13 protein-coding genes are annotated in these 12673 nt (G+C 46.2%); 4 read left to right on the forward strand and 9 right to left on the reverse strand.

Going from position 1 to position 12673, the window contains the following annotated elements; all coding sequences use genetic code 11:
• The first annotated feature begins 154 nt into the window (after positions 1-154).
• A complete protein-coding gene (locus Q0V21_RS03990; protein WP_079349484.1) occupies positions 155-904 on the forward strand; it encodes a 2-phosphosulfolactate phosphatase in 750 nt (249 codons plus the stop codon).
• 79 nt (positions 905-983) lie between these two features.
• Here the strand turns inward: Q0V21_RS03990 and Q0V21_RS03995 are convergent, their stop codons facing one another.
• The 5 genes from Q0V21_RS03995 to Q0V21_RS04015 all read right to left on the reverse strand — a co-directional run bounded on the left by Q0V21_RS03995 (position 984) and on the right by Q0V21_RS04015 (position 5530).
• Positions 984-2237: an aspartate kinase gene (locus Q0V21_RS03995; RefSeq protein WP_301877693.1), complete on the reverse strand. Its 1254-nt coding sequence runs from the start codon at positions 2235-2237 to the stop codon at positions 984-986.
• 191 nt (positions 2238-2428) lie between these two features.
• Positions 2429-2986 carry an elongation factor P gene (gene efp, locus Q0V21_RS04000; protein WP_024631007.1) on the reverse strand — a complete coding sequence of 186 codons (558 nt, stop codon included), beginning with the start codon at positions 2984-2986 and terminating at the stop codon, positions 2429-2431.
• Between the two features lie 331 nt (positions 2987-3317).
• Positions 3318-4391, reverse strand: a complete 1074-nt coding sequence (locus Q0V21_RS04005) for a M24 family metallopeptidase (protein ID WP_079349485.1) — start codon at positions 4389-4391, stop codon at positions 3318-3320.
• 39 nt (positions 4392-4430) lie between these two features.
• Positions 4431-4874 carry a type II 3-dehydroquinate dehydratase gene (gene aroQ / locus Q0V21_RS04010; RefSeq protein WP_079349486.1) on the reverse strand — a complete coding sequence of 148 codons (444 nt, stop codon included), beginning with the start codon at positions 4872-4874 and terminating at the stop codon, positions 4431-4433.
• A 77-nt stretch (positions 4875-4951) separates the two neighbouring features.
• Entirely contained in the window at positions 4952-5530 is a 579-nt protein-coding gene (locus tag Q0V21_RS04015) for a YqhR family membrane protein (protein ID WP_301877694.1), read from the reverse strand.
• Positions 5531-5746: 216 nt separating this feature from the next.
• Here Q0V21_RS04015 and Q0V21_RS04020 point away from each other — a divergent pair, with 216 nt between their 5' ends.
• Positions 5747-6739, forward strand: a complete 993-nt coding sequence (locus tag Q0V21_RS04020) for a DUF1385 domain-containing protein (RefSeq protein ID WP_024631011.1) — start codon at positions 5747-5749, stop codon at positions 6737-6739.
• A 5-nt stretch (positions 6740-6744) separates the two neighbouring features.
• Entirely contained in the window at positions 6745-7074 is a 330-nt protein-coding gene (locus Q0V21_RS04025; RefSeq protein ID WP_301877695.1) for a hypothetical protein, read from the forward strand.
• A 64-nt stretch (positions 7075-7138) separates the two neighbouring features.
• On the opposite strand, the gene Q0V21_RS04030 is transcribed toward Q0V21_RS04025, so the two are convergent.
• The 3 genes from Q0V21_RS04030 to mntR all read right to left on the reverse strand — a co-directional run bounded on the left by Q0V21_RS04030 (position 7139) and on the right by mntR (position 10470).
• Positions 7139-8140, reverse strand: a complete 1002-nt coding sequence (locus Q0V21_RS04030; RefSeq protein ID WP_079349759.1) for a patatin-like phospholipase family protein — start codon at positions 8138-8140, stop codon at positions 7139-7141.
• A 93-nt stretch (positions 8141-8233) separates the two neighbouring features.
• Complete coding sequence (locus tag Q0V21_RS04035) at positions 8234-9832, reverse strand: family 10 glycosylhydrolase (protein ID WP_301877696.1); 1599 nt, start codon at positions 9830-9832, stop codon at positions 8234-8236.
• Between the two features lie 209 nt (positions 9833-10041).
• Positions 10042-10470, reverse strand: a complete 429-nt coding sequence (gene mntR / locus Q0V21_RS04040; RefSeq protein WP_024631015.1) for a transcriptional regulator MntR — start codon at positions 10468-10470, stop codon at positions 10042-10044.
• Positions 10471-10702: 232 nt separating this feature from the next.
• Between mntR and splB the strand changes: the two genes are divergently transcribed.
• The gene (splB, locus tag Q0V21_RS04045) at positions 10703-11773 is read left to right on the forward strand and encodes a spore photoproduct lyase (protein WP_301877697.1); all 1071 of its coding nucleotides are present in this window, start codon (positions 10703-10705) and stop codon (positions 11771-11773) included.
• Between the two features lie 148 nt (positions 11774-11921).
• On the opposite strand, the gene Q0V21_RS04050 is transcribed toward splB, so the two are convergent.
• Complete coding sequence (locus Q0V21_RS04050) at positions 11922-12635, reverse strand: cytochrome c biogenesis CcdA family protein (protein ID WP_024631017.1); 714 nt, start codon at positions 12633-12635, stop codon at positions 11922-11924.
• Positions 12636-12673: the final 38 nt, after the last annotated feature.

A 12673-nucleotide genomic window follows, 5' to 3' on the forward strand; every position in this document is an offset into this window, starting at 1 on the left:
GATGAGAGTTAAAAATCATAGATCAGCCTGCTGTTCTAGATCTAGGCACCCGTCTAGATCCAATTGCATATAGTGCTTGCAGACAGGTGATATTCATTCCGGGATAAAAAAGGGCAGAACCACCTACCCCAAGTACAGAAAGGAGTTGTGGGGAGTGAGAGTTGATGTGGTAGGCAATGTGAATGAAGTTCGCAGAATGGATATTGCAGGACGATGTGTGGTAGTAATTGATGTATTGCGAACGACCAGTACGATTGTTACGGCACTGGCATATGATGCGGCGGATGTGATTGCTGTAGAGACGGTTCCTCAAGCGAAACAATTGAACGTGAAGGATGCCATTCGTGGCGGGGAACGTTTTGATAAAAAAATTTCAGGATTCGTGGCGGGCAATTCCCCCTATGAATATATGACGCCGAGTATTGTGGGCAAAACCATTATTCTGACCACTACAGATGGTACACGCGCCCTCATCAAAGCATCCAAAGCCAAACATGTGCTTGCAGGCTCATTTCTCAATGTGAAGGCTGTAGCGGCTGTTCTGTGCGAGCTGCGCAGGGATATCCTATTGTTATGTGCCGGGGATCAGGATGAGTTTGCAATGGAAGATGGCCTGTGTGCAGGCAGCATTATTGAAGAATTGTACCGGCAATCCCCATTTCCCATCATGCTCAACGATCTGGGACTGGTGCTTCATCAGGCTGCAACCCATGCCGAAGACAAATTGCCCGATCTGGTTCGAGTATCCGCTGGTGGCCGAAGGCTGGAGAGGCTGGGCAGAATGCATGACGTAACGTATTGCACCCAATTGAACTTGCTGGACTGCGTTCCAGAGATGGGTGAAGGGAACCGAATGCAACCATTCCGAGGAACACGTAAGGAAAGAATGTTTAAATTGTTGTGAACAACCTAAAAAGGTGTACTGCTTCCCGGATGGGAATACACAGTACACCTTTGTTGTATCTTTACAACTATATCGGTTTTTATCTACGAACTTGCGGTCCGCCAATCACGGCTTGCTCTGCCGTATCCAGATCATACGCTGTGTGTAGGGCCTTAATTACGTCATGAAGCTTCTCTCCGTCAATAACACACGATACCTTGATCTCGGAAGTGCTGACCATCTTGATGCTCACGCCTTCGCCCGAGATGACTTGGAACATCTTCGCAGCAACACCCGGATGGCTAACCATTCCTGCACCAACGATCGAGACCTTAACAAGGTTTTCTTCCGAAGTGACTTCACGGTAAGGCAGGCGGCTGTGAAGAACCTCAATGACACGCAGTGCGTTCTCACGATCAGACAGTGCAACAGAGAACGAGAAGTCTGCCTTGCCGTCCATCACACCGCTCTGTACGATAATGTCAACGTCCAGCTGTTCAGATGCAAGGGCACCAAATACCTCAGCAAGAACCCCCGGTACGTCTGGTACACCCAGAATACTGATGCGAGCCACGTTTTTGTCATAGGCAATTCCACTAACTACCACGCCTTGTTCCATTGTTGCTTCCTCCTTCACAACCGTTCCTTCATTATGGTTAAAGCTGGATCTTACAATCAAAGGCACACCGGAATGCTTCGCGTATTCAACTGCACGCGGATGCAATACCGCTGCTCCCAGATTGGCCAGTTCCAGCATTTCGTCGTACGATATTTCCTTGAGCTTGCGTGCAACCTTTACAATTCGCGGATCGGTAGAATAGATACCGTCTACATCCGTGTAAATCTCGCAAGCGTCCGCCTTGATGGCTGCTGCCAAGGCTACTGCCGTTGTATCAGATCCGCCGCGGCCAAGCGTCGTAATCTCACCGTCTTCCGTCATTCCCTGGAAGCCTGCAACGATAACGATGTTGCCTTCTGCCAGCGCCTGATTCACCCGTTCCGGATGAATATCGTTAATCCGTGCTTTGCCGTGTACTGGCTCCGTCCGGAATCCCGCTTGCCAGCCTGTAAATGAAATGGCTTTGCGCCCCAGCGCCTGAATTGCCATGGATAACAATGAAATCGAGATCTGTTCTCCCGTAGTCAACAGCATATCCATCTCACGTGCAGGCAGTTCACTGTTCAGCTGTTTCGCCTGATCAATCAGATCATCGGTGGTATCCCCCATGGCCGAAACCACGACTACACACTGATGTCCTTCATCCGCTTTTTCTACAACACGTCCGGCTACACGCTTCATGCGTTCTGTATCTCCGACCGAGCTGCCTCCAAATTTCATGACGTACAATGACAACGCAAATCCACTCCCTACCTTGTGCAGTATGCATAATTGATGTCCATCGTCATTATTCTCTCCGAAAAATGACTTTAACCCAGTATATTACGAAAGCGTCTGATAGGCTAATCTTTTTTCGAAAAAAACCCTTTGCCAGAGAAAAGGCAAAGGGTTGAGTTCATGCTTTATTTTTTTACACCAAGTGAACGTTACGCGCGGGAAGAGTATTTACCTTCACGCGTATCGATCAGCAGAACATCGCCTTCGTTGATGAACAATGGTACTTGTACATTCAGGCCTGTTTCCACTTTAGCATTTTTGGTAGCGCCTTGTGCAGTGTTGCCTTTTACGCTTGGCTCTGTTTCAATAACTTTCAACTCTACGCTTGTAGGCAAGTCGATACCGAGGATTTCACCTTGGTAGCTAACGATTTTTACGTTCATGTTTTCTTTGAGGAAGTTCAATTCCCACTCCAATTGGTCGCTTGTCAGTGTGAACTGATCATATGTTTCGTTGTCCATGAACGTGTGCTCTGTACCGCTAGCGTACAGGTAGGATACGCCACGGTTTTCGATGATGGCACGGCCAATGGTTTCACCCGCACGGAATGTTTTCTCAACGGTGTTACCATTGCGCAGGTTTTTCAGTTTGGAACGTACGAAAGCCGCACCTTTACCTGGTTTAACATGTTGGAAATCAAGTACGGTATAGATGTCGTTGTCCACTTGGACAGTCAAGCCTGTTTTAAAATCGTTTACTGAAATCACAAAAAATCCCTCCTGATATGGTTGAAAAGTAGGTGATATGAGACGATGGGTTAATTTATAGATGGATTCATTCTATACAACTGATTCTATACAACTGGTAATCGTGTGCGACGTGACCGTTCCGGGATCGGATCGTTCCTCCGATCGCTGTTGTCTCCTCATTTTCCCGATTAGATTTTGATAAGGTTTAAAATGAGGAGACAAAGGCGAGCGCTTCGCTTCTTCAGAATCGATTCCGCTCCCTTCACTACGCTTACGCTTATCCAGGTTAGTAGTGAATACCCAAATACCTATAAAATAAAAATCGTCTTATATCACCAGTGGCTGTAAATTAGCCGATTACGGTGAACTTCTTGTCCGAATTCGTCAAAATGTGAATACCAGTCTCGGTAATCACCACGTCATCCTCAATACGCACGCCGCCAAGACCGTCAATGTAGATACCCGGTTCAACGGTTACGACCATGCCCGGTTTCAATACATCGTCGCTAAGCTTGGACAAACGGGGAGCCTCATGGACTTCCATACCCAGACCGTGGCCCGTGCTGTGCCCGAATTGCTCTCCATATCCGTGCCCTGCAATAATATCACGTGCCAATGCATCTGCTTCCCGTCCGGTCATACCCGGTTTCAGGTTCGCCAGCGTATGTAACTGGGCTTCCAGTACGATATCGTAAATTTTACGCAGTTCAGGTACAGGCGTGCCCGTTGCGATGGTACGTGTCAGATCTGAACAGTATCCATCCAAAAGCGCACCGAAGTCAAATGTAATTAACTCATTTTGTCCGATGACTTTGCCGCTTGCTACACCATGAGGCATAGCAGAACGTTCACCCGATGCAACGATCGTGTCGAACGAAGAGGAAGTTGCTCCATGTTTGCGCATGAAAAACTCCATCTCCAAATCCACTTCACGTTCAGTCATACCCGGTTTTGCGAATTGCAAAACGTGACTGAATGTTGCATCTGCCAGATCCGCAGCTCTTTGCATTACAGCGATCTCATCTTCGTCCTTGAACATGCGAAGTTGCTCCACGATACCGGATACAGCTTTCAATTCAATAGACTGAAGCGCTTCAGCATAAGCAGTATGCGTGCCATAGGTGACATGATCCTGCTCAAAACCAACCTGCTTGATATTCGCCGATGCTAGCAAATCGCGAACGGATTCCAACGGTTTCGGTCCATGTTCCACAACGGTAAATCCTTTGGCTTGTTGCGGTGCCTGTGTCATATAACGGAAGTCAGTAAGCAAATAGGCTTCCTGTTCCGTAATCAGCACATATCCCGCTGAGCCTGTAAAACCCGTCATATAACGACGGTTAATCGGATTAGTAATCAGCATAGCCGTGAGTTCATGTTCATGCATGGCCTCACGTAACTTATTTACTCGTTTGTTTTCCATCGGTAACCCTTCTTTCTCTCACATTCCCGGGTCCCCGGCTCAGGTTTGCTTGTCCAGATGACGCACGAGAGCCAGCAGTCCCAGTTCGTAGCTTACTTCGCCAAATCCGGCAATCTGCCCGATTGTTTCTGCAGCAATTACTGAATGATGTCTGAACGCTTCGCGTGCATGAATGTTGGATAGATGTACTTCTACTGTAGGAACTTTTACGGCATTGATGGCATCACGCACAGCATAGCTGTAATGGGTCAGCGCTCCGGCATTCAGCATGATTCCGTCTGCATCGCCCATCGCTGCATGAATACGATCAATGATGTCCCCTTCGTGATTGGATTGATAAAAAGTGATGGAGACGCCCAGCTCCTCTGCCTGTCTGCGAATTTTGTCCTCAATATCCTTCAGACTAAGCGTTCCATAGATGCCGGGTTCACGTACGCCGAGCATGTTCAGGTTCGGGCCATTGATTACAACAATCCGTTTCATAGCTACTCCACCCTTTCTGCAAATAACCATCTGCTATTTTAACACAGCCATTGCCGGATTGAGAAGCTTTTTTGCGGCTATGCTCCCGCTTGCTCTGGCTCACGTTTCCGTTCATCCGTGAACTCCATGGCTACGGTGTACCCGATAAACAGTCCCCACAGCAAGAAGAAACAAAATTCTGTAATGATGGAATCCCAGGTTAAGCGGTTTAAGGGCTTTACCATATCCAGTTTTGGACCTATCAGGACAAAGATAATCAGCCACCAAACAATGCCGTAGATCATACCTGGAATCGGGCCTTTGAATTTTTTTAAAGTGAACGTGTAGATCAGAGATGCGATAAGAGAAAAGACAATAAAAAACAGCCAGCCAGTCAAATGTCCTGCTGCAGTATATATAAAATTGTGTTTAAAAAACGGTTCAGCCAAAAATCCTAAAGGCACAATCGTAAAATGAAGCAGATAAGACAGCCAATGCAAACCTCCCCAGATAAAACCTGCGAAAAAACCAAGCTCCACTGCAAAAGGTAACGGCTTGGTAAGATAATGCGCTTGGCCTTGCCGCTGGGTAGGACGCTTGCCCCGGTCCTTTGGCTCTCCTTTGTCAGCACGTTGATTTTCCTTATGTGATGTGCGTTCACCGGTATACTCTGTCATCGATATTCTCCTTCACAATCAGTTTGCAAAACCTGAGGTTAAATCTCCAATTTTGTCCTAACTCTACCGGGTAGTATGTACAAATCAGGACAAAGTTAACAACATCGCCCTTGGATCGACTCGCAAACTAGAAATTGCTCTCAAAATTCGATACAATAGGGATATTAAACTGCCTTCGACCATGAAGGCCTAGAACAGAATAGGAAGGTGAATAATTTGCCTCAACAATCCAAGCCTGTCAGCTACGGGGGGCAAGCTGTCATTGAGGGCGTAATGTTCGGCGGTAAACATGTCAACGTTACAGCTGTGCGAAGAAAAGACGGCGAAATTACGTATCTGGAAGTTCCCAAGCAAGACAAGTCCTGGGTCATGAAATTGCGGCGGATTCCACTACTGCGCGGAATTGTCAGCATTATAGATTCGAGCGTCAAAGGAAGCAAACATCTCAATTATTCTGCTGACGCATATGCTGATGATGAACTGGAACCTGAAGAAAAAGCAAAACAAAAAGAAAAAGAAGGCTCAGGTTGGAGCCTAAGCATGATTATCGGCGTCACCGCAGTAGCTATCCTTTCGTTTCTCTTTGGTAAAATTGTGCTCACATTGTTGCCGGTTGTTATTGAGAATTTTCTGTTCAAGAATGCATTCGACAATCAGTTTTTGCATAATTTACTGGAAGGCGGAATTAAGCTGATCCTGTTGCTTGCCTATCTGTGGCTGATCTCCCAAACACCGATGATTAAACGTCTGTTCCAATACCATGGTGCAGAACATAAAGTCATTAGTGCTCACGAAGCCGGAGAAGAACTAACACCAGAAAATGTGCAAAAGTACAGCCGTCTGCATTATCGCTGCGGAAGCAGTTTTATTATGCTGACTGTCATTATCGGTGTATTCTTGTACTCCCTCTTCACGTATGATAACCTCTGGGAACGTATGGGACAGCGGCTGCTGTTGTTGCCAGTAGTGCTCGGTATTTCGTTTGAATTGTTAAAGTTGACCAACTCGGTACGTGATATCCCTGTACTTCGTTATCTCGGATACCCTGGGCTATGGCTGCAATTACTGACAACCAAAGAACCAACTAATGAACAGGTAGAAGTATCCATAGCTTCGTTTAACCGTATGCGTGAATTGGATGCCAAGCTCGCAAACGTATCGGCCACGTCGGAAGTCCCTGTTGCAACATTTGATCCTGTGAAAGGGTGAATGATATGAAAAAGCAGGCCATCATTTTTTGGACGTTCATTGCACTCGCGGCCATTGGATTATTCCGGATGATGAGTGGAGGTATATCGAAATTCATCATTCCTCTCGCCGTGTTCGGAGTTGTGTTCCTGCTCTATAAATATCCGCCCCGCCGTTGGGAACGCAAAACATCATCACCGAAGATTAAACCATCGGCTAAAACCATGGCTAAAGTTAATGCGCAGTCTGGTGCCCGGAAAAGCAGCTCATCTTCCAAAAAACGCAAGGATTATCCTTTCCAGGTTATCCAGGGACAAAAGGGTAAAAGCGATGAGGACGTACCCAAGTATCATTAAAGCACTAAATTCGACTAAATACAGAAAAGCAATTCTCCCAACATGCGGAGAATTGCTTTTTCTTTTATACAGGAGTCAGTGGTGGTATCTCCGCTTTTTTCTTTCTTAGCTCTCGGCTCTGTTTGTCCAGCTGTTCACCATAGTTCTTGGTGTTCCATCCACTGAAAAATTCAGTCCCTGCGTTAACCCCAGATTGATATAAAGCTGTACTGTCCTGTACAGAAAGGTTAAACTCCGTAGGTTTAATTCCAAGGGTAGGGATTTTCACCGTACGGAATCGATTGATCTGTTCGATATATCGTTCGTCATGAGCAGTAAGCATCGTTTCTACCAAAGCTTGAAGCATACTTAGGGGACCTCTGATTCTAGCCGTCTCTCCTTCGGTTTTACCAACCATTTTAAAACCAACCACAGGTATGATTTCTCCTCCACGCTCTGTACGCTCCCCATCAAACAGCCAGAGCGGAAAATTGCTCAGTAATGCTCCATCGACGATATAAACAAACTGGTCCGCAAAACGTAAACCCTTAGACAGGATAGGGGATCTGCGAATGGCTACCGGGTCGAAGAAATAGGGGATACTGCAACTCATGCGTACGGCCTTGGCTACCTCCAGTTTCGAAGGATCTATTCCGAATCGTTTGATATCATCCGGCAGTACCAAAATGGTACCATTCGAAATGTCGGATGCAATAATTAATAACTTTCCTGGAGGCAGATCAGCAAACGTCCGAACCCCCTTTTTTTTCAGCATATCCCGAATCCAGCATTCAAGCGCTTCCCCAGAATATAGCCCCTTCTTCAAAAACAGCCTTGCTGCGGGTCCGATCCACTTGGTATCAAATATGGGAGAACGTCGCAGCAACGAAGCAAACGGCGTATTCTCGATAATGCCTTTCATCTCTTCCGCCGAATAGCCCGCGGCTAGCAAAGCAGCTACGATAGAACCCGATGACGTGCCGGCTACGCGATTGAACTCGACACCATGATCCTCTGCACCCTTTACGGCGCCGGCGAGTGAAATCCCCTTTACGCCGCCGCCTTCAAAAACTCCATTAATCAACACAATAAAACCCCCGTTCTCCAGGCAGTCCATGCTACTACTGCCACTGTATGAGAACAGGGGTTGGTCTTATTACGCTTATTACGTTAAAATGTTTTACAGTCCATAATAGGCTTTTAATTTGGCAATCAAGCCAAGTGGGTTTTTCGTCAGATACTGTGAACTAAAGAAAATATCCCCTTTCACCGTATCATATTTCTCATTGTATATAAGCTGATCAATAATTTCCTGTGATGTCTGCCACCCGATTTCCGGTGTGCCCAGCTTATAAGGTGAGTGTCCAATGTACAATTTCACATCAGTATTTGCCACTTCATTGGCCCACCAGTCTACCACCTTGTCATATCGTGCTGCACTGAGTGTCATGCTCCAGTACACTTGGGGTGCAACATAGTCGATCCACTCCTGCTTGATCCATGTCCGTACATCCGCATTCATGCTGTCATAAGCGGTTACTCCGGCTTTTGTATCCGAACCGGTCATATCAACCGATTTGTTACGCCACACACCAAATGGGCTAATGCCATATTGGACGCCAGCTTTTACTTTGTGGATGCTCTCTCCAAGTTGCTTGACAAATTGATTAATGTTGTCCCGGCGCCATTCCGCACGGTCACTTGTATTCAATGTGTTGTATGCTTTGAAAGCCGCATCATCATTAAACGTTACATTGGAAGGATAGAAATAATCATCCAAATGTACGCCATCAACATCGTACTGATTAACTACTTCCATGATGGTATCAATAATATGCTGTCTCGCTTCCGGAATACCCGGATTAATATACAATTTGCCTGAGGCATTAACCATCCAGTCCGGGTGAAGCTTGGATACATGATTGACTGCGAGCCCGGTTGTACTTGCCGAATTGGTAGCCCGGAAAGGGTTGAACCAGGCATGGAACTCAAGGCCACGTTTGTGAGCTTCCTCAACCATGAATGCAAGTGGATCATAACCAGGGTCTTTCCCTTGTGTTCCTGTCAATACACTATTCCAGGGTACAAGTCCTGATGGATAGATCGCATCCCCATTGGCCCGCACCTGAACAAATACGGCGTTGATTCCCATATCCTTCAACGTATCGAGCTGCTGAATGAACTCCAGCTTTTGTTTCTCCACGTTTCCTTTGGCTCCAGATGAAGGCCAGTCTCCATTTACGGTCGAGATCCATGCTCCCCGCATCTCATCCGTACTTGGCGTAGTTCCCGTTCCACCAGGTTCTGCTGGTGTGACTGGATTAGGGTTAGGAGCATTGCCTGTGGTCAGATCAATGGTCTGTGCAGATTGGTTCCAGGTAACCTGGATTCCAAGGTTCTCACTGACAAATCGAATCGGTACCATTACACGGCCCTGCTTCAATTCTACCGAGGCATCAAGATCAACCACGGCCCCATCTACTGTTGCCTGCTGGCGTCCACTCGTCATCGTAATGACAGAATCGGACTTCTTGATAGTGACGGTGCGCGTAGCCTGTGACCATAGAACAGAAGCACCTAGACCTTCGCTAATGACACGCAGAGGAACCATCGTTACATTTACTTTGGGCAAAATGTAAGGCGATACATCCGATTCCAATCGTTGACCATCCAAATAAATGATAATTTCCTTTTGACTAGCTGCCTGCGCTGTTAGTCCTGCAGTTTGTAAACCCAGAACAAAAATGAGCAGCAGGATCAATCCTTTTCGAAGCTTCATCAGTGCAATCCTCCAAAATAATTATAAATTCGCGGCAAATTCTGCTAGTTTAATAGACGCTCCTAACGATTATTAAGTTGCGAAAAATCGCCATATTTTGGACGAGAAAAAGCAAAAGGACGCTCCCTACCGTTTTAGCGGCAGGTGCATCCTCTGATTTTTGAATGGATATGCGTTGCAATTTTCCAGGTGAGTCTGGCTTTTAAGGCTTAGGATTCGGTGTTGCTCATGTCTTCCTGAATACTTTTCAGATCACGCAATCGACTCTCATCCTGGCGGAAATATTCTACCAAAGACTCGATGCAGGTAATGGAATCCCAGCTCAGATGGTGCTCAATTCCTTCGACATCCTGATAAATATTTTCCTCCTGAACACCAATGGTCGTTAAAAATTGTTCAAGCAGATGATGGCGCTCCATCAAACGTTTACCCATCTTTTTGCCTTTTGGCGTAAGCACTAGCCCGCGGTACTTCTCATAGATCAGGTACTCGTCTTTGTCCAGCTTTTGGATCATCTTCGTCACCGATGAAGGATGCACTTCCAAACCTTCAGCTATATCAGACACACGAGCATAGCCCTTTTCATCAATTAATTTGTATATACGCTCCAAATAATCTTCCATACTGGGCGTTGGCATCTGCTTCCCTCTCTTCTCTCTGACCGGCAATATTCTTGCCTGATCCCTATCTTATAATGATACATGTTATCAATACGCATTGGCAAGTCCTGCACAATTCATTCACTACTTACTGACCATAAAGCGCTTTTCAGGCCTCATTTTCCGTTACCATAGCGCAAGTATTGGCATGGGTGACTTATCCCCAAACGAGGCAAACTAAGCGAGGTCCCGTATTGAAAGGAGTGATTTCGTGAGTACAAGTGTAGCGCATCCACCCGTTCGCAAAGCAAAAGGCACTAAACCCTTTATTCCCGATTTGGTGTATTTTGAACCCGGTGCGCTGGAATATGAGAAAGGTAAACGGATTATGGAATGGGTCACCTTCAGGGATATTCCTTATCAGATGACGACATCCCATAATCGAATCACCAATCTCCCTGGCGAAACGGAGCAGGAAAAGTACCGAATGGCCAAGCGAACCCTCGTTGTCGGCGTGCGTAAAACACTTAAGTTTGACCAATCGAAGCCCTCAGCCGAATATGCCATTCCCATTTCCACAGGCTGCATGGGTCACTGTCATTATTGTTATCTTCAAACGACACTTGGGGCCAAGCCCTATGTCCGTGTCTATGTAAACACCGAGGAGATCATTCAGGCTGCCAAAGGTTACATTGAGGAACGTGCTCCTGAAATTACCCGTTTTGAAGCAGCTTGTACATCCGATCCCGTAGGACTGGAGCATATCACCGGAAATCTCGGTGACCTGATTCGTTTTATGGCGGAGGAGGAACACGGACGACTTCGCTTTGTGACCAAATACCATCACGTTGAGCCTTTATTAAACATCAAGCATAACGGACACACTCGTATCCGTTTCAGCGTGAATTCCGATTACGTGATCAAAAATTTTGAGCCAGCCACCTCACGGTTTGAAGAGCGTATTGAAGCTGCAGGGAAAATAGCTCATGCCGGTTATCCGCTCGGATTCATTATTGCCCCAATCATGTGGTATGACGGATGGGAAGAAGGATATTCTGAGCTTTTACAAAAGCTTGCCGATACACTTCCTGAAGAAGCAACCAAGGATCTAACCTTTGAGATGATCCAGCACCGTTTTACCAAAACGGCAAAAGCTACCATTGAGAAGCGATACCCCAAAACCAAGCTGGAGATGGATATCGAAAAGCGAAAAATGAAATGGGGCCGCTGGGGACAGTATAAATATGTGTATAAAGATGATCAGCAGGACGCCCTGCGCGAGTTTATTACTGAGCGTATTTTTGAGCATTTCCCACTTGCTAACATTGATTATTTCACCTAAGCGCAGAACCGGCACCTTATATTAAAGAACCTTTGATTAAAAAAGCAGGTTACATGAACCAGAATCATTCTGGTTTCACGTAGCCTGCTTTGTTCTTATTTGGAATAAACCATGAATAAAACAACAACTCGTTGATGGCTATATAAGGCTATATAATCATCCAGTCTGGTGTTATTTGCTGTAACCAGATCGTTATTTTGGTCATCTGATCCGTGAATAACAGCACCCCAAGGAACAACATTAATGCGCCCCCGGCTTTCATCATGATATTGGAATAACGCAAGATCCAGCGGGTAGAACCGATGAAAAAGGCCAGAATGAAGAACGGTAACGCAAAGCCGGCCGTGTAACCCGTAATTAATGCCAGCCAGGTGGTTGGTTCGCTCGCAGCCATCGCGATGATAGCAGTCAAGATCGGTCCAATACAAGGCGACCAGCCTGCTGAGAAACCAATACCAAAAATAAATGAACCCAAGTAACCCGCTGGTTTCCATTTCATATCCATCTTACGCTCTTTCATCAGAAACTGTGGTTTGAACAAACCGAGCAAAAATAAACCCATTAACATAATCAAAATCGCGGATAATTGACGAATAAGATCACGGTTATCATTGAAAAATTGACCAAACAATCCGGCTCCCAGCCCCAGCGAATAAAACACTGCCGAGAAGCCCAAAATAAACGCCAGCGTATGAGTCAATGTCTTGAAGCGAACTTCACGCTGATTGCGTTCATCCTTCAACCGTTGCACCGTCATCCCCGTAATGTAGGAAAGATACGAAGGATACAGCGGAAGACAGCAAGGCGATATAAACGAAGCTAATCCTGCTACAAAAGCCAGCCACACATTAACATCAGGCATGAAGCAAATATCTCCCTTCCCTGGGGGCTCACTTGCTT

It is taken from the genome of Paenibacillus sp. 11B, assembly GCF_030487755.1.
Taxonomy (GTDB): Bacteria; Bacillota; Bacilli; order Paenibacillales; family Paenibacillaceae; genus Paenibacillus; species Paenibacillus vandeheii.

Bases quoted from the DNA above. Each gene is read 5' to 3' on its own strand.
- Q0V21_RS04025 (WP_301877695.1), top strand. From the start codon at position 6,745: ATGAAAAAGCAGGCCATCATTTTTTGGACGTTCATTGCACTCGCGGCC.
- Q0V21_RS04005 (WP_079349485.1), bottom strand. From the start codon at position 4,391: ATGGAAAACAAACGAGTAAATAAGTTACGTGAGGCCATGCATGAACAT.
- mntR (WP_024631015.1), bottom strand. From the start codon at position 10,470: ATGCCAACGCCCAGTATGGAAGATTATTTGGAGCGTATATACAAATTA.
- aroQ (WP_079349486.1), bottom strand. From the start codon at position 4,874: ATGAAACGGATTGTTGTAATCAATGGCCCGAACCTGAACATGCTCGGC.
- Q0V21_RS04015 (WP_301877694.1), bottom strand. From the start codon at position 5,530: ATGACAGAGTATACCGGTGAACGCACATCACATAAGGAAAATCAACGT.
- Q0V21_RS04050 (WP_024631017.1), bottom strand. From the start codon at position 12,635: ATGCCTGATGTTAATGTGTGGCTGGCTTTTGTAGCAGGATTAGCTTCG.
- Q0V21_RS04035 (WP_301877696.1), bottom strand. From the start codon at position 9,832: ATGAAGCTTCGAAAAGGATTGATCCTGCTGCTCATTTTTGTTCTGGGT.